General features: G+C 50.9%; 18 protein-coding genes and 1 riboswitch. All 18 genes read right to left on the bottom strand.

All coding sequences use genetic code 11. The features are described 5' to 3' along the window. Positions 1 to 15 precede the first annotated feature (15 nt). Positions 16 to 1,197: a prepilin-type N-terminal cleavage/methylation domain-containing protein gene (locus tag BLW33_RS06135; RefSeq protein WP_090306477.1), complete on the bottom strand. Its 1,182-nt coding sequence runs from the start codon at positions 1,195 to 1,197 to the stop codon at positions 16 to 18. Then, positions 1,194 to 2,345: a pilus assembly PilX N-terminal domain-containing protein gene (locus BLW33_RS06130; RefSeq protein ID WP_090306474.1), complete on the bottom strand. Its 1,152-nt coding sequence runs from the start codon at positions 2,343 to 2,345 to the stop codon at positions 1,194 to 1,196. The genes BLW33_RS06135 and BLW33_RS06130 overlap by 4 nt, the downstream gene beginning before the upstream one ends. A 19-nt stretch (positions 2,346 to 2,364) precedes the next feature. Then, positions 2,365 to 3,375 carry a hypothetical protein gene (locus tag BLW33_RS06125; protein WP_176966643.1) on the bottom strand — a complete coding sequence of 337 codons (1,011 nt, stop codon included), beginning with the start codon at positions 3,373 to 3,375 and terminating at the stop codon, positions 2,365 to 2,367. A 162-nt stretch (positions 3,376 to 3,537) separates the two neighbouring features. Beyond that, on the bottom strand, positions 3,538 to 4,440 hold the full coding sequence (locus tag BLW33_RS06120; protein WP_090306469.1) for a hypothetical protein: 903 nt from the start codon (positions 4,438 to 4,440) through the stop codon (positions 3,538 to 3,540). After that, positions 4,440 to 5,945: a type IV pilus biogenesis protein PilM gene (gene pilM, locus BLW33_RS06115; RefSeq protein ID WP_090306464.1), complete on the bottom strand. Its 1,506-nt coding sequence runs from the start codon at positions 5,943 to 5,945 to the stop codon at positions 4,440 to 4,442. Before pilM ends, BLW33_RS06120 begins: the two co-directional genes overlap by 1 nt. Before the next feature lie 9 nt (positions 5,946 to 5,954). After that, positions 5,955 to 7,139 (bottom strand): type II secretion system F family protein, encoded by a 1,185-nt coding sequence (locus tag BLW33_RS06110; protein WP_090306462.1) that lies wholly within the window; start codon positions 7,137 to 7,139, stop codon positions 5,955 to 5,957. A gap of 30 nt (positions 7,140 to 7,169) precedes the next feature. Then, positions 7,170 to 7,937 carry a prepilin peptidase gene (locus BLW33_RS06105; RefSeq protein ID WP_176966642.1) on the bottom strand — a complete coding sequence of 256 codons (768 nt, stop codon included), beginning with the start codon at positions 7,935 to 7,937 and terminating at the stop codon, positions 7,170 to 7,172. Positions 7,938 to 7,946: 9 nt separating this feature from the next. Beyond that, complete coding sequence (locus tag BLW33_RS06100) at positions 7,947 to 8,408, bottom strand: prepilin-type N-terminal cleavage/methylation domain-containing protein (protein WP_090306459.1); 462 nt, start codon at positions 8,406 to 8,408, stop codon at positions 7,947 to 7,949. A gap of 141 nt (positions 8,409 to 8,549) precedes the next feature. Beyond that, positions 8,550 to 9,986, bottom strand: a complete 1,437-nt coding sequence (locus BLW33_RS06095; RefSeq protein WP_090306457.1) for a pyruvate carboxylase subunit B — start codon at positions 9,984 to 9,986, stop codon at positions 8,550 to 8,552. A gap of 19 nt (positions 9,987 to 10,005) precedes the next feature. Beyond that, positions 10,006 to 11,202 carry a sodium ion-translocating decarboxylase subunit beta gene (locus BLW33_RS06090; protein ID WP_090306455.1) on the bottom strand — a complete coding sequence of 399 codons (1,197 nt, stop codon included), beginning with the start codon at positions 11,200 to 11,202 and terminating at the stop codon, positions 10,006 to 10,008. 21 nt (positions 11,203 to 11,223) lie between these two features. Next, positions 11,224 to 11,583, bottom strand: coding sequence for a biotin/lipoyl-containing protein (locus BLW33_RS06085; RefSeq protein ID WP_090306453.1), 360 nt, complete (start codon positions 11,581 to 11,583; stop codon positions 11,224 to 11,226). A 27-nt stretch (positions 11,584 to 11,610) separates the two neighbouring features. Further along, positions 11,611 to 12,003 (bottom strand): OadG family transporter subunit, encoded by a 393-nt coding sequence (locus BLW33_RS06080; protein ID WP_090306450.1) that lies wholly within the window; start codon positions 12,001 to 12,003, stop codon positions 11,611 to 11,613. A gap of 190 nt (positions 12,004 to 12,193) precedes the next feature. Next, positions 12,194 to 13,078: a putative ABC transporter permease gene (locus BLW33_RS06075; protein ID WP_176966641.1), complete on the bottom strand. Its 885-nt coding sequence runs from the start codon at positions 13,076 to 13,078 to the stop codon at positions 12,194 to 12,196. A 156-nt stretch (positions 13,079 to 13,234) separates the two neighbouring features. After that, entirely contained in the window at positions 13,235 to 14,470 is a 1,236-nt protein-coding gene (locus tag BLW33_RS06070; RefSeq protein ID WP_176966640.1) for an O-antigen ligase family protein, read from the bottom strand. Between the two features lie 119 nt (positions 14,471 to 14,589). After that, on the bottom strand, positions 14,590 to 15,084 hold the full coding sequence (locus BLW33_RS06065) for a prepilin-type N-terminal cleavage/methylation domain-containing protein (RefSeq protein ID WP_090306442.1): 495 nt from the start codon (positions 15,082 to 15,084) through the stop codon (positions 14,590 to 14,592). Positions 15,085 to 15,192: 108 nt separating this feature from the next. Next, positions 15,193 to 15,277: riboswitch (cyclic di-GMP riboswitch) on the bottom strand. Between the two features lie 152 nt (positions 15,278 to 15,429). Next, positions 15,430 to 16,002, bottom strand: coding sequence for a YcbK family protein (locus tag BLW33_RS06060; protein WP_090306441.1), 573 nt, complete (start codon positions 16,000 to 16,002; stop codon positions 15,430 to 15,432). Beyond that, on the bottom strand, positions 15,983 to 16,216 hold the full coding sequence (locus BLW33_RS06055; RefSeq protein WP_090306436.1) for a DUF2922 domain-containing protein: 234 nt from the start codon (positions 16,214 to 16,216) through the stop codon (positions 15,983 to 15,985). Before BLW33_RS06055 ends, BLW33_RS06060 begins: the two co-directional genes overlap by 20 nt. 64 nt (positions 16,217 to 16,280) lie before the next feature. Then, positions 16,281 to 16,505: a DUF1659 domain-containing protein gene (locus BLW33_RS06050; protein WP_090306433.1), complete on the bottom strand. Its 225-nt coding sequence runs from the start codon at positions 16,503 to 16,505 to the stop codon at positions 16,281 to 16,283. Positions 16,506 to 16,544 lie beyond the last annotated feature (39 nt).

Raw genomic sequence — 16,544 nt, 5'->3', positions numbered from 1 at the left:
CGCTCCCCTTTTCCCTTATTCAAAAATCTTCCAGCCCGTACCTTTAAGTTCTTCCAAAGTTTTAACCCATTCCTGATTCACCACAAAAGCATTGCCTGCGATTTTTCCACTCGAAACTTTTGTTGATGCATACATGGTACCGCTTTGACAATCAATGATAAAATATATATCGGCCCACCCTGTCGCCGCATTATTGGGACTTACAAAAACAAAGGTGTTTTTCCCCGCTAATGCTGCATCCGTTGTACTCATCACACCACAATATGGCCGCATATATAATGATTTTGTTACTGTTGGATAGTAAAAATTCTTTATTTCTGGATATTTTTCAAGCTTATTATCCTGTGGTTGGGGGAATTTTGGCCATTCGCTGTGATATTTATACTGAAATAAATATTTCAAAATATTATCATTGTTCGGATTTGTCTTAAAATAGTCTGATAAGTCTTTTGTCAGTTCTTTCCATCCCGGATATTTTGCTTCAATTTGGTCCACTGTGGAACTTTCAACAATGCAGGTGTACAAATTAATATAATCCGTTCGCAACTGGTTGGCGATGGCCATGGCGGGATCGATTTCCTGTTTGGCCGTATCATTATAGACAATCAAGGGGTTCGTATAGGCTGTCCCGCGGTCCCCTTTTACAGTCAGATTGCAATTCAGGTTTTTAATCCGCCCCTCAGTTTGATACACTTCCTGGCCTTGCTGATCGTAGACCATGACGGTCAGGTCCAGGAGATTTTCCACCGCCGTATCCCCATCTCCCTCTTTGGTGGCCTTTGGCAGGGTCACCTGGTACTTTATGGTATAGCTGCCATAAAATTTTTCACCCAGGACGTTTTCCTGGGTATCCTGATCATAATCCCCAAAATAGAGATATCCGGTACCCGAATCCCCCACCCGGGCATTGTCCTTGATATTGGCCATATACTTTTGATAGCTTTTATCATTGCTGCGGTCAGGGCGGACTTCCAGCTTGGTGGCATAGGTGATTTTTTGCTGCATGTATTTATAGACATTATCCCCGACATACTTCTCAGTATTCTTAACCTCAGTCTGGGTGTACATCCGCACACCGTAAAGGTAGGTCGTTCCCGCAACGGTGAGAACCAGGGATAAAATCACTAGGGTGACGATGATTTCCACCAGGGTAAAGCCATCCTGGCATTGAAGGGTCTGCTTGTAGGGTTTCCTCATGGCGTATCACTCCCATTGGTATAGGACTGCACCGTCCATTGGCTGGCTTTTAATCCCGTTTCATTTCCAGTCGCCAGCACGCCGGCATAGGCGTACCCACTGATGGGCAGCCGGGCAGGTACCTGATCCTTTTCCTTTTTAAAGTCCACAGTGGTACTTGTCGCATTGTGGATGCCATAGACCAGGGTCTTACTGCTACCCCCTGGTCCATTGACCACGGCCTGGGTTCCCCCCGTGCCGGAAACATACAGAGGATAGGGGATATCCTTACCGGCGGTACTCAGATTTTTACTGAAAGCAAGGGTCGCCTTTTGGGTTTCGGTTCCCTGTAAGAAGATAAAGATATCCGGACCGTAGTAGGTGTTCCAGTCGATAGTGTCTCCACCATCAAACCAGGCCTCCACCGAGTTATCCGACTTTGATGCCACACCCACTGGATTGCTCACTTTGACATCATTTATGGTTAGGGTTACCCCGGGCTGGACGTAGATAAAAATGGCTTTTTTTTCGGTATTAGTGTCCTTGGTGATCTCCAAGGTTCCCGCTTGATTGGTGGTCACCTTATAAACGGCCACATCCTTCACCACGTTATCTTCATTCTGAAAATTGGGGTTACCCCCACCCAGGGCAAACATACCATTACTAACCGGCAGCTCCGCTGCCCAACGGGCATTGGGCCAGTTTAAGTTAGTATCATCCACTTTGCGGTAAGCGGTGAGACTGACCTTCCCTTCGCTGGCGGTGCCAGTCACCGCATTCAGGGTAATAGTCCCCTTGCTGTAGTTCCCATCTACCGTACATTTTCCCATATTCTTAATCTCAGGTTTCGTCGCCCCAGCCGTTCCAAAGAAATCGGTAATGACCATTTTTTTATCGCCGTTAACCAGATGATCATTTAAATATGCATTAAAAGAGTTATTGTAGCTTTGACCCTCCGCCAATCCATTCAGCTCATTAACACAAGTATCCAGCGCCGACCGGGAGGTGAAATAATCCTGCCGGAGCACATAATTGGTCACGCTGCGCTTGTTCATAGAGAGGGCCACCCAGGCGATGGCGGTGCCCAGAATGGCGAAGATGATGCAGAGGACGAGTACCCAGATGAGGGCGGAACCGCGGGTGTTTTTTAATTCTAATACGCTTTTCATGGACAAACCTCCCTTCCTGTTATTGCACGGTGATCTCCAATTCGTTCAAACGCTCTTGAACCTCACTAAATTTTTTGTGATAGCTTAAAATTTTATTTCTCTTATCCTCATCATAAACAGCCTGTAAAATATCCACCGTTTCTCCCTCCGGGAATTCGTAAAAGCCCGCAGGCAGCTCAACGGGATTAATCGTTGGTGGCGTATTAGGAGGATTATAAACCGTAATATCCTCCGGATCAGCACGTAATTCCCATGGCTTTGGCAAATACATGATGGTTGGTTTACCTGCATCATAAGGGATTATTTTTAGCGATGACACATAGTGGCGTGAATTTACATCGCCAGTCTGAAGAGAAAACTTCACATGGGTTACCGTATTTTTGACATTATCTCCAACATATAAGAAATTCAAGTGAAATTGATAGGAACCAGACCCAGTCCCACCACCTTGGAATTTAAAGGGCTCTTCGTTTATAAAGAATAATTGCTGTAAATATTCAAAGGGCGGATTATTCGAATTCTGATTTGTAAAATAGCTTTGCGTCGTAACCCCTTTTCGCAGTGCTCCATATCTTTCATAATAAAAAGCACTCCACCCCGGGTTATGGTCAAATAACCAGGTCTGAATTTCTCCAGAATTAGAAAAAAAGGATTTTCCTTCATCCGGACTATAATAGGCTTTCTTCGACTCATAACTCGGTACCACCACTATTTTATCATCGCTCGGCACTGGGGTCGGCATCACACTGGGCAATGGCGGTGTATTCCGCGGTGTCTTCGGCTGAAAAAGAGTTAAGGACAAATCCGTCTGATCATTGGATTTCTTCGTCGTGGCCACTTTAAAGGTCCCTGCAATGGCCTTTCCATCAATGGTCAGTTTATCCCCAAGATCGGTCAAGATGGCCCCCTCGGCTTCCAGAGAGGACCCTAAGCTCTCCAGCTTGCTCACATTACTCTGTGTCGTATTATTAATGGCCTGGGCATTCCCCATCACCTTCAGCGCCGAGTTAATCCCATACAATAAAATCATAAACACAAAAACAAAAAGAACCAGGGCCACGGTCACTTCAATCAGGGTCATCCCCCGGTTCTCTCTAAGCTTACGCATTACTGCTTCCATGGCTGGCTCCTTTCAATTATTTCATTCATCCATTCTATTCCGTTTTCCCTAATGATTCATTCCCCAGCCCTCTCACTGTGCCTGGGTTTGCTTCACCGCCTGAAGCTGTCCGCTTTCATAGCTCATGTAGACGTTCAGGGTGACGCTGCCGGTTTGCTGGGCAACGGTGTAGTCGCTGGCCATGACCTGGATATCCGTCCGGGCATTGGCATTACTCATCAGGCTCATCAGACCATCGGCACCACCTTTAAAACCGACGGTGACCGTACCAATAACGACCCCGCTGGCACTGCTGGTAGCCACGCTGGTGGTGCTGCTGTCCCCGGTGGTGCTGGTGGTGGTACTACTGCTTGAAATATCCCCGGAGCTGCTGGAGTTGGTATTGCTCTCTCCGGTCCCGCCGGGGGAATAGGGCGTCAGGGGTGATGCGCTGAGACTATCGATGGACAGGCTCTGGGGGGTGAGGCCATTATTCACCACGAAGCTGGTGACAAAGCTATCCAGTTGGGCGTTGTTCATCTGCTGGGCAAAGCTTTCCTTTTTCGTGGAAAGGGCCACCCGGGTGTTATCCAGTGCGGTCTGGTTGGCGGCCAGGGTGCTGATGGAAAGCGCCATTTTCTCCTTGGTCTGCTGGCGTTCGTCTTTCTGGGCGGATAAATCCTGGTATCGGTTAAGCCCAGGCATCAGCACCAGGAAGAAGATGGCCATAACCATGAGGAACATCCCCAGGATGTAGAGGAGTGTCTTTTCCCGCTTGGTAAATTCATAGTTCAGACTGGGAAATTTCTCATTGATCATCGCCTTTAAGGGCTTCTTCGGTGGCTTTTCTACCTTTTTCTGGGCAGCTAAGGCCTGCTTTTTAGCCTGTGCCTGGCGTTGAGTGGCGGCCTTTTTAGCCTGCTCCTGCTTTTTCCGGGCGGCTTGTTCGGCCTTCACATCCGTTTTTGTCTTTTTTTCTGGAGGAATGGCTGTCATTATTGACCCACACCCCCTTTCATAAGCGCTGTGTAGGTAAAGCTATAGGATGGCGCGGTGGCGGCCTGGGCGGTGCTGCTGGTGGTCCCGGTGGATACAGTGGACCCCGCGCTGTAGCTGTATCCCAGATAATCCACACTGGCAAAGAGGCCAGAGTTAATAATATTATTCACATAATTGGCGGCCTGGTACTCATTGCCGGCGGTGCCACTATAGGATAATACCCCAGTCTTCGCATCAAGACTCACGGTGGTGGTGGTAATGCCGTCCCCAGAGTACAATACCTGATAAAGCTTATCCCCATCAAAGGAGGGATAGCTGCCTTCGGCTGTCTGAGTATCGTCATAGGCTTTGGCCTCGGCCTGGACGGCCCCAAGTTCATTATCCACACTCTGAGCCTTGGTATACAGGGAAACATTGGACTCATCATTAATATACTGATCCAAATCTTTAATTTGCTTCTGCATGACGATCCCCATGATAAAAAAGCCAATAAAGCCTACCATAAAAATCCCCAATAGAATGAGCGGTGGAATAACGGCCTTATTATGAATATCAATACCCTTATGGGGATTCATCGCTTTTTTATAGGCCCGAAGGAGATTGATGGCGTCCTTCTTCTCAAAACTGCCTACCGCAGGGAGAAAGCCATCGTCTAAAAAGAAATGATCATCCAAAGCGTGTTTCCCGGTGATATTATCCGTGGTGGGAAGCAGCTCACACAGTACCTCCATATCCTGGGTGTAGGCCTTCAGGCTTTTGATTTCCCCAGGGGTAACCCCTGTAAAATAAGCCCGTTCCAGGGGATACTGGGATTTTTGACTTTTATTAAATTGGACCAGGGAGCTGATTTTACCCGCCATCTCCGCAGTGAAGGCCTCGGTTCCCCGGTCAGCCATCATCCGGGCCTGACTGGAAAAGGTATAGCGTCCATTTTCAAACAGAGCATACAGCAGGTTATTGCCGTCCATCACATAGATGGCGAAGGTCTGGCTCTGAAAATCCAAGGTCTGCCCAAAGTAATCCACCAGAGCGGACAGGGCGGTATCAATCCGGGTAAGCTTGATGCCGGCGGTTTCAAAAAGGTGCATGTAGCTTTCCAGCACACCCTTTTCCAGGGCCACGGCAAACATATTAGTGGCTTCGCCTTTGCCCTGGATGCCCTTGTAATCCATGATGAGTTCTTCGTAACCCGGGGCGTCCTCAAATTCATGGTGGCACAGTTCCACCAGCTCCGCAGGCTTTAACTTGGGTACCGGAATGTTTTTATAAATGGCCAAGCTGGTGTTAATGATTAACTGCACATTTTTAAAATCAACATCGTACTCTTCCCGAGCACGATCCAGGGCATCCAGTAAAATACCTTCATTGGTAATCACCCCATTGATCAGACCACCGGAGGCCATGGGAATTTTAAGGAATTTATCGACAATCAGGGTATTCCCCTTACCTGCTCCCTGGAGGATTTGTAAGCTATCGGCTGCGAAATATAATGACGTTTGCATGGTTCCTCCTTATCCGATGTTTTGATATAAGCTCATAATCGGCATCATAACCGAGAGCATGACACTGCCAATGATGACCGCCATAATGATGATCATAATAGGCTCAATAAAGGCCACAATCCGCTGGATCGCCATTTCTGATTCGTAATCGTAGGAATCGGCCACCGATTCAAGCAATCCATCCAAGTTCCCCGTTTCTTCTCCAATAAACACCGTGGAAATCAGCTTATTATCGAAACCATGGATCGTGTCCAAGCCCGATGCCAGGGTTCCCCCAGTACGCACCATATCGATGGATTTGGGGAATTGGCTGGTGATATAGGCATTCCCCACAATTCTAGCCCCAATCTCCATGGCCCCAATCATGGATAAACCGCTGGAGTACAAAGAGCTTAAGGTCCTGGCAAAGCGGGCGGTGTACACAATGGCCACCAGCTTCCCGATTTTAGGGACAGATAATTTAAACTTATCCCAGGCCAAACGCACCGGAGGGGTTCCCAGCAGGGCCCGTCCCAGGAAAAACAGCCCCACGATGGCCATAACCACCCATAACCAATAATCCACCATAAACCCTGAGATATTGATCATCACCTGGGTAATCGCTGGCAGGGTTACCCCTTCAAAAAGGCTGAAAAACTGAGGTAAAATCAAAGTAAAAATAAGAATAACCACCGCGATTGTTACCACCGCCAATATAATGGGATACACCATGGCGTTGCGGATTTTGGTGTGGAGGCGATGCTCCTTCTCATAATAATCCGCCATTTTAAGGGCGGTTTCTGCCATCTGACCGCTGGATTCTCCGGCCTGATACATATTGATGATGAGCATGGGAAAGGACCCCCCCGTGGCCTCCATAGCCTGGGACAAGGTGATCCCCTTTTGGACTTCGGTGTAGAGTATCTCATACACCTCCTTCACCTTGGGCTTGATGTCCCGCTCCTTCATAATGGCTAGGCCTCGGACAACAGTAATCCCCGCATCGAGCATACTGTTCATTTGCCTGGAAAAATCCGCTAACTCCATATTTTTTAATTTGTAGGGTGTTTTCTTGACATCTAACTCTTTACTGCTTAACAGGAACTCGTCCTGCTCCCGCAGACGCCGCCGCAGCGCTGTTGCATCCGGGGCTTCCATCGTTCCAGTGACGACCTGGGATGCCAAGTTTTTTGCTTTGTATTTAAATTTTGCCAAAACCGCAACCTCTCTGGAATCTCTTTGCCATTAACCCAGCCCGAAGGCCGATAAATATAATCCGATAATATCGCTGCCATAGAGCATGGCGATAAAAATCCCCATGCACAAATAGGGGCCGAAGGCCATTTCCTTTTCCCCGGTTTTACGAAGGAGCTTCACCACCCCTACGGCCCCACCAAAGAGGACTCCCAGGAAAAGGGCCAACAGCGTTCCCTGCCATCCCAAAAGGAAGCCCGCCACCGCCATTAACTTAACGTCCCCCATGCCAAAGGCCCCCATGGCAAGAGCCAACGTTAAGAGGGGCAGAGCCCCAAGGGCAATACCGATGAGCCGGGAAACCAAATCCGGTGTGGGGTAGAGGAAAAAGCCAATCATAACGGGAATGGCCAATGCGATGACCAGCCCATTGGGAATAATCATCTCGTCCCAATCAATCACCGCAATGGCGATGAGGATGGCGGCGATGGCGAAGCCCGTCAGGCTCAGCCAGCCCAGCCGATAATGGGCGGCAACCCACACCGCAGCAATCCCCCCGGCAAGCTCCACCAGAAAATACCGGATGGGAATGGCACCGCCGCAATGACGGCATTTCCCCCGAAGCCATAGCCAGCTCACCAGAGGAATATTATCGTAAGCAGCAATGGGCGCCTTACACTGAGGGCAAAAGGAACGCCCCTTGGCGATGGAAATCTCTGCCGGTACCCGATAGATGACCACATTGAGAAAGCTTCCAATACAGCACCCTACAATAAAGATGAAACCATAAATCACAAAATATGCCAGCTCTACGCACATGCTGTCCTCCTATTGATTGAGATGCCCCTCCACGGTCGTCAGTGGCTGGTCTTTGCCATTGATACGCACCTGATCCCCGGCATCCAGCCGAATGGTATTGCCATCCTTTTTGAAGGAAATGGCATCAATGGTTCCATCCCGTCCTGCATCGTAAATGGTCAGCGTGGTAATGCCAGCGTAAAGCCCATCGCTTTCCAGATATTTTTCCAGATCCTTGGCCGTTGGGATTTCGTAGGGTGCTTCTGGTGTAGCTGCCGCCATGTTCTGGGTGGCCTGGGCCTGGGCCGCAATATAAATCGACCGGGCCGTGGTGACATCGGCCTGCTTTCTCGCCTCGTCAATCATACCCACCATCCCTGGAATCATCAGAGCGGCCACCAGGGCCACCACGACAATGACCGTGATAAGCTCCACCATATTATACCCCCGCTGATTTCGGAGGATTTTTTTGACACCTTTTAAACCATCCACGTCAGCACCTCGTCTTTAACCTTAACCTATCCGATACACATAATATATATATTATAGCACAGCAAAATACTTTTCTTCAGTATTTCTTAATGGTTTCTTCAAAAAAAGAGGCTCCAATGAGCCTCTTTACATCCCAGGGTTCTAGGCCCCCAAATCTTCTACCACCAACACCCGTACACCATCTTCTTTCACCGTGGCTTCCACTGGCTTTGGCTTCTCAGCCGGTGTATTTCCGGCCCGCTTGGCCGCTCGGCGCTCAAAGAACTTGGGTGCTACCTGGGGGAACAACGCACAGCTTAGCACATCCTCCTCGCTCTCGGCTATTCCCTTCGTTTCCTCCCGGAGCTTATCCATTTCCGGGGGAATATCATCTGCAGGCCGTCCGGTGATGACCGGGGTATCCCCAATGGCCATTTTTCGGACCTCCTCATTCACCGTCCCGGGAACCCGACCGTACTCTCCGGCCAGTAACCCCTTGGATTCCTTGGTGAACAGTTTATACCGCCCAGCCAGCACATTCATCACCGCCTGGCTCCCCACAATCTGGCTGGTGGGGGTGACCAGAGGCGGATAGCCAAAGTCCTGACGCACCACCGGAATTTCCTCCAGAACATCATAATACTTATCCTCGGCCCCGGCTTCCTTGAGCTGGGAGATCAAGTTGGACAGCATTCCCCCCGGCACCTGGTACAGCAAGGTATTGGTATCCACATGGAGGACCTTGGGGTTAATATCTCCTTCTGCCGTCAACCGGGCTGCCACCTTCCTAAAATGCTCCGCTGCCTTGGAGAGCAGTTCTAAATCCAGGCCCGTGTCCAGGGGGGTTCCCTTCAGGGTGGCCACCAGGGATTCCGTGGCCGGCTGGGCGGTCCCATTACCCATGGGGCTCAGGGCACAGTCCACAATATCCACCCCGGCCTGGGCGGCCATCAGATAGGTCATATCCCCGGTTCCCGTGGTATTGTGGGTATGGAGATGGATGGGTACCCGCACCTGGCGTTTCAGACGCTTCACCAGGCTGGCGGCCTCGTAGGGCAGCAGCAGGTTGGCCATGTCCTTAATACAGATGGAATCTGCCCCCATCTGTTCCAGCTCCCGGGCCACCTTCACAAAGTAATCCTCACTGTGCACCGGGCTTAGGGTATAGCTCAGGGCTGGCTCACACCAGCCCCCATATTTTTTGGTGGCCCGAATGGCCGTTTCCATGTTCCGGGTATCGTTAAGGGCATCAAAAATCCGGATTACATCGATGCCGTTTTCGATGGACTTCGCCACAAAGGCCTCCACCACATCGTCGGCGTAGTGGCGATAGCCTAGCACATTCTGCCCCCTTAGGAGCATTTGCAGCTTGGTTTTGGGCAGATGGGCCCTGAGGGTGCGCAGTCGCTCCCAGGGATCTTCATCTAAGAAGCGCATACAGGCATCAAAGGTCGCCCCACCCCAGCATTCCAAAGACCAATAACCAATTTCATCCAGTATTTCACAGGCCGGCAGCATATCCTCAATGCGCATACGAGTAGCCGCCTGGCTTTGATGTGCATCCCGAAGGATGGTATCTGTTATTTTTAAACCCATCATATCTCCTTACTCTTAAACCCTATGAGAGCACTGCCATCAGTACCCCCGCGGCAATGGCCGAGCCAATGACACCGGCCACATTGGGGCCCATGGCGTGCATCAGCAGGAAGTTCCCCGGGTCTGCCTTCTGGCCCTCAGCCTGGGAAACCCGGGCCGCCATGGGCACCGCGGACACCCCGGCAGAGCCGATTAAGGGGTTGATTTTCTTCTTGAGGAAAAGATTCATAAACTTAGCCAGCAGTACCCCGCCAGCGGTCCCCAGGCCGAAGGCCAGCACACCCATGGCTACGATAGCCAGGGTCTGGGGCTTTAGGAAGGTTTCTGCCGTGGCCGTCGCCCCCACAGAAACACCGAGGAAAATAACCACAATGTTCATTAGCTCGTTCTGGACCGTCTTGGCCAAGCGGTCCACTACCCCACTCACCTGGAGCAGGTTCCCCAGCATAAGACAACCGATCAGGGGTGCCGCCGAGGGTACCAGCAGGGCTACAAAAATGGTCACCACGAAGGGAAAAACAATCTTCTCGGTTTTACTCACCGGCCGCAGCTCCTCCATCCGGATTTTCCGTTCCTTCTCCGTGGTCAGGGCCCGCATAATGGGGGGTTGAATCACCGGCACCAGGGCCATATAGCAATAAGCCGCAATGGCAATGGGCCCCAGAAGCTCCGGAGCCAGCCGGGTGGCGACAAAGATCGCCGTGGGTCCGTCCGCCCCGCCAATAATCCCAATGGCACCAGCCTGGGCCTGGTTAAACATTCCGGAAAGGACACAGCCTAAATAGGTAATAAAAATGCCGATTTGAGCCGCTGCCCCCAGGAGCAGGCTCTTGGGGTTGGCAATGAGCGGTCCAAAATCCGTCATCGCTCCCACCCCCACGAAAATTAGGCAAGGGTACACCCCCAGCTTCACCCCGAGGTATAAAATGTCAATGAGTCCAACACTGACCGATTCCCCCGTGGTCTGGGAAACCGCTCCCCCAAAGGCCGCCCAATCGATATGCCCCCCGGCAAAAAGCTCCTCATGGAACAGATTGCCCCCGGGAAGGTTGGACAGCAGCACCCCAAAGGCAATGGGGAGCAGCAGCAGGGGCTCGTACTTTTTCACGATGGCCAGCCAGGCCAACAGACAGGCCACCCCCAGCATGATCAGGTTCTTCCAATCCGCCACCAAAAGGGCAAAGCCCGTTTGGTTTATAAAATTCACAATGGCATCCATCGGTTTACCCTCTGGCGCCCATTACGCAATCACACAAAGCGTTGCGCCGGACTCCACAGCAGCCCCCTCGGTGACACTCAGGCCATTCACCACACCCGCCACCGGGGCGACAATTTCGTTTTCCATCTTCATGGCTTCTAACACCATCAGCACCTGACCCTTGGCAACGGCTGTTCCGTCGGCCACCTTCACCGAAAGGATGGTCCCAGGCATGGGGCTTTTCACCACTTCCCCACCACCAGAAGCTGCCACCGGTGCTGCCGAAGCCGGAGCAGAAGCTGCAGGCTTCACCGGAGCCGGGGCAGCCACCGCTTCTTCGCTCAGTAATTCCACACCCACTTCATACTCTGTTCCATTAACCACTACACGATACTTTTTCATATTACTACTCTCCTTCTTCTTATTCTACTACGATACTTTTTTAAGGGATGTAATCCGAAGTCCGGAAACATCCATCCCCAGCTCCTCGGCCAGAGCCGCAGAAATAGCCGCCACCAGTTCTCCCCGGGACGGGTCCCCACCCGGTGACAGACGCTTTAATGAAACAATCCGAAAGCCCGGGGTATCCGTCCCCAGTTCCTCGGCCAATGCCGCAGAAATGGCTGCCACCAGCTCCCCTCGCTTTGGAATCGGAGCCACTGGGCCCGGTACAGCCACAGCGGCTTCTGGCACCCCAGGCTCCCGGTGTTGCCCTTCAAGGGCCCGGATCACCGCACTCATGGCCATACATAAAAATACAATGCAGATTAGACCGACAAAGACGGTGCCAATTCCCATTAATACCACAAAGGTATTCGACACAACAAATTCCCCCTTCTCAACAAAATAATATCTGTCGCTTTAAAAACGAAGATTGTTACTATTTTAACACGTTTTCAATTTAAGTACAATGCAATTTCTTGTCCTTTCCTAAACTGTTTCTTAAAGAAAAGCGCATCCGCCATCCATCAAAAAAGCGTACTGAGTTCGTCAGTACGCTTCAGCTATTCGATTAATCCTTAAAAATTCGACCATCAAGATCATGGAGTTTTTCCTTGGCCGCTTCCTCTTTCTGCTTAGCCGCTTCCAGCGCCTGGCGTAAATCGGCCACAGCCGTTGACGCCTTTCCCTGACCTTCTTTGATGGCGCGTTCATAGGGTTTAGCCACCTGATGGACCTGCTTCACGGCAAAGCTATAGGCCTTCTTAGCTTCCTTCCGGGCCGCCATCAAATCCTTTGGACGAGCCTGGGCATTGGGATACGCCGCCTCAATCCGTCTGAGGAGAAGCTGCTTGTCTTTAAGCATAGCATGGACCTGGCGGCTGATTTCCTCGGTATCATCCGCATCCTGGCTGTCGATTTCCCGCTTCACCAGATTCATTAAGAAGTGTGAGTAAGCATAATCCCCCAGCATCACCACGGCGATAATCACCGCCAACAGCTGAACCACGAAGGGTGACATCCCTGCCATCAAACCAAAGTAAATGGGGTCAATGAACCAGATAATCCCCACACTGGCCACCCCGAAGAGCACCAGATTCCCAATCCATATCCGGCCATTTAAATTCATGGGCTTTTTGCTATAGTCCCACCACCGGGCATGGAACACCTTTTCCATATACCAGCTGGTAAAGTACTCCAGTATCCCGCAAATCACAAATCCGGCGAGGAAGGTCTCCCCAATGGTCCCGTGTCGGCCAATCATTCCGCCGACTAACAGGGTCACGGCCACCACCCCAGCCCCATAAATGGGACAATAGGGCCCGATGAGGAACCCCCGATTAATAAAGCGATGGTATTGAATGTATTTTAAAACGACCTCCATACACCACCCCACCACAGCAAAGATGAAAAACTCGATGATTAGCATGCTGAGGTTCAAAAAAAACTGGTCCATAAATCTCCTCCTCCTAAAATTCATTACGATTATAATAGCATGAAAAGAAGTAATAGGCCAGAGAAATACTGTTGGGTATGTTCGAGAGTGGGCTTTAGGCGGTTTAGAACAGACTCTTACGGATGCCTTAGATAAATCGACTAACCTTGTAACAACTCATCTGGGTCTCATCAGAAAAGCCTCTGGGTCCGGATCCTCCTCCACCGTGCGGGTGACGGAAACCAGCATACCGCAGAAGGTCCAGAGGATGGGGGCCACGTTGACCACGGAGATATTCCACAGAGCGGCAATCATATAAGCCCCAATACCGAAGAGCAATGGAGCCTGGGGGCCCCAGAGGGCAAAGCGCCGAATCCCCCGAACCACCGTGGACAGCTGGGTCCCCACAAAAGCCACTGCCGCCGGAATGCCACTGCAAAAGGCCACCTGGAGGATTTCGCAATGGGCCTTGTCGATGATGGCGTAGTATCCAAAGTAGTCAATCACCTCCTGCTGGAAATGGTCGAAGATGGCAAAATCCAGGGTCTCAATCCCCCAGCCTGTTCCGGGCCGCATGAGAATGAGCTGAGTGGTGACCCAGTAAATAAAGCCCCGGGCATCCACCGAGCCAAAGTGCTTAAAGCGATCCGTCGCCCCGGTGCTGGTGGTAAAGTACACCAGGGTGATGGTCACAAAAATCCCACAGAGCATCAGAATGCGTCGGCGGCACCCGGGCTTAGGCCAATAGCACAGCACCATAATGGCGAAGACCACACAAGCCCCAATCCAGCTCCCTCGGGTATTACTGGACAAGAGCCCAAAGTAAATGATCCCCGCCGCCGGGTAAGCCAGTCCCCCGAACTTAAGGGCTGCCCAAAAAGCCACGGGCAGAGCCAGAGCCGTATAGGAGCCCAGAAAGTTTTGGTTGCCACAGCCTGTAAACTGAAGCACCAACAACTCCGTGGTTTTGGGGTCAATTCCAAAGAGGAGGGTTTCGTAACGGATGAACAGGGCGTGGAGGGCCATCACCACTGCCCCGCAAAGGTAGAGTTTTAAGTGCCAGGGCCGGGGGCGGTAGAAGAAAGCCGCCAGGAGAAACATCAGGATATAGAACACCAAAACGAGATACCCTTCCATCCGGGTATCCACCCCGTAGAGGGAACGGTAGATGTTTTGGGAAAAGGGCAGGGTGAGGGTGATAAGGAGGAGGTAAAGGAGGGCCCACTTCACCGGTAGGGGTGCCGCTGGTTTGCGTTCGAGGTAGATGATGATGCTGGGGGCGCAGAGGATGATCAGGGCGGTGATGGTGAAGAAGATGGTGGTGATTTTGGGCTGGACGATGGGGTCTGGGAGTTGTTGGATGGTGATTAGGGGGAGGATGGAGATGAGACAAACTAATAATGTAGAAATCATTTGATTGTAGTTCGTCAATTGTATAATTGTATTACTTTTCTTCTTCATATATGAATTCTTTCTAAGTCTATATATAAAAATAAGCGGTTGATTTTATTCAACCGCTTATAAACGCTTGTTTAGTAGGTTTCTGTTTCTCCACCACTCTTTAAGTGAATACCGTTAAAAAATACATCCGTTACTTCCGCTTTTGCATTAACATAAACGTATGGTGCTGTTGGAATATCGGCTCTCTTTGTTGCCTTTTTAGCTGCAGTAATATTATCAGGTGTAATATCTCCGACTGTAACCAGTGGAGCAACATTAATATCATTAGTTATCATATTCGTCGTTTTAGTAGCAACAGTTGCTGCATCTGAATTTGCAGTAGTACTAACACCAGTTTCTAAAGCAGGCGTCGCTTTTCCCGCAGCAACTTCAGTACTAGCTGCTTGTGCCGCCACATAAATTTCTCTCGCCTGTGCAATCGAAGCCTTACTTCTCGCATCATTCACAAACCCCAACATCGCAGGAATCGTAAAGGCCGCCAAAATCGCCAGAATAACCAGCACCACAATGATTTCCACCAGGGTGAACCCTTTACGGTTCTTCTTCATTTTCTTCCATAGTTGCATAACCGTTTCTCCTTTTATTTATATAATTTTTTATTAAAGCCTATTTTTTCTGGAATCAAAAACAGCGTCCTGTTTCCAGAGGCTTAAGGTCCAGAAATAGTCCGCATTCCCGGTAACTGGCTGCCCTATCCTGATGGACGTAGGCCCTTAAGCTTTGCGTCACAGCCTTTCGGCTGTTTTGCCTTTATCATAGGTCAAGCTTACACCCATTCCAGGGTATTGTCAAGGATTATCTGTAAGATTGGCTGCATTTTTTGCTATCGGCACCGACGAATATGTCTTTCACACCCTTTTGTAGCCTGGTGTCCCAATCAAAAGCCCCCGGTGTGTACCGGGGGCCTTTGGTTACTTTTCATTTTCGACATGGATAAAACCTTGGTCATAATAGGTGATGACGGTTAGTCCCAGGGTGCTGGCCACCTGGGCAACGGTGTGGATGTCGATCTGGGGGCTGTAGAGATCGGCGGCGTGGCCCCTTAGGTGACGGGAGTATTCAATGCCTCCCACCTCGGCGTTGTACCGGGGGCAGCGCACCCCGCTGGTGATGATGACCGGGGCGCCCAGGCTTTCCCGGAGGATTTCGATGGTGGCTAAGAGGTCTGGGTCCATGGGGCTGGGCCAACCATCGCAATAGCCCGGGCAGGTGCAGGCGTATTCTGCCATTTCAAAGTGGGCACTGGCCATGGGGATGGTGGTGGAGCCCTCTGGCAGGATGTCCGCCTCTGGGGTGTCGGGGATGGTGGCATCGACCACGGGCTTGGTGTCTGGGGCTGGGGGTGCGACTTCGGTGGTGGGGGTAGGTCCCGCCTGGCCCTGGGATTCCGGCTGGGCCGCCCCCGGACTCAGGGTCAGGGCGGCGGCGATCAGCAGGAGGAGGGTCAGGGCCAGAAGGCCAAGCTTAGTTGGCCAAGCTGACATCAGTGGTGGTCTTGTCGACCCGTTTGGCAGAGACCAGGGCCGTCAGATCCATGCCCCCAGGGGCGAAAATGTCCTGGGTCAGGATGGCCTGGGCACCGGTTTTTACTTCAGCATCGGTAATGCCATCCTTATAATCGGCTACAGTCAGGCTGTAGTGACTGTCATCCTCTTTTTTGTAGGTGAGGACGAGGTCCTTTTGGTTGATAATGCTCATTTTCTTCTCCTTAATCTGTGTGAATTTCTAATCCTTATTTTATCCGGTGATGGCTTCTTTTCAGCTACACGGTTTCGACGAGTTCTTCAGTAGTGACCACGTAGCAATTTTCTGCCGTGGGCTGCTGCAGGCCGTCCAGGGCTTTGTAAGTGGCCAGGATGGCGGTATCTGTGGCGGCAGCCTTGACATTTTTGTAGGTTTTGCTCTTGCGCAAAACCTCTCCGTCGACGGTGCCATAGTTGCTGACCATCTTCATCCCGATGCTGTTGACATTACGTTCAATTGCCATTTTCATTTCTCCTTTGTGCTTTTTTCTAAGCGTCCGCGG

This window comes from Eubacterium aggregans (genome assembly GCF_900107815.1).
GTDB lineage: Bacteria > Bacillota > Clostridia > Eubacteriales > Eubacteriaceae > Eubacterium_O > Eubacterium_O aggregans.
This window is presented reverse-complemented; position numbering and strand designations above follow the sequence as displayed.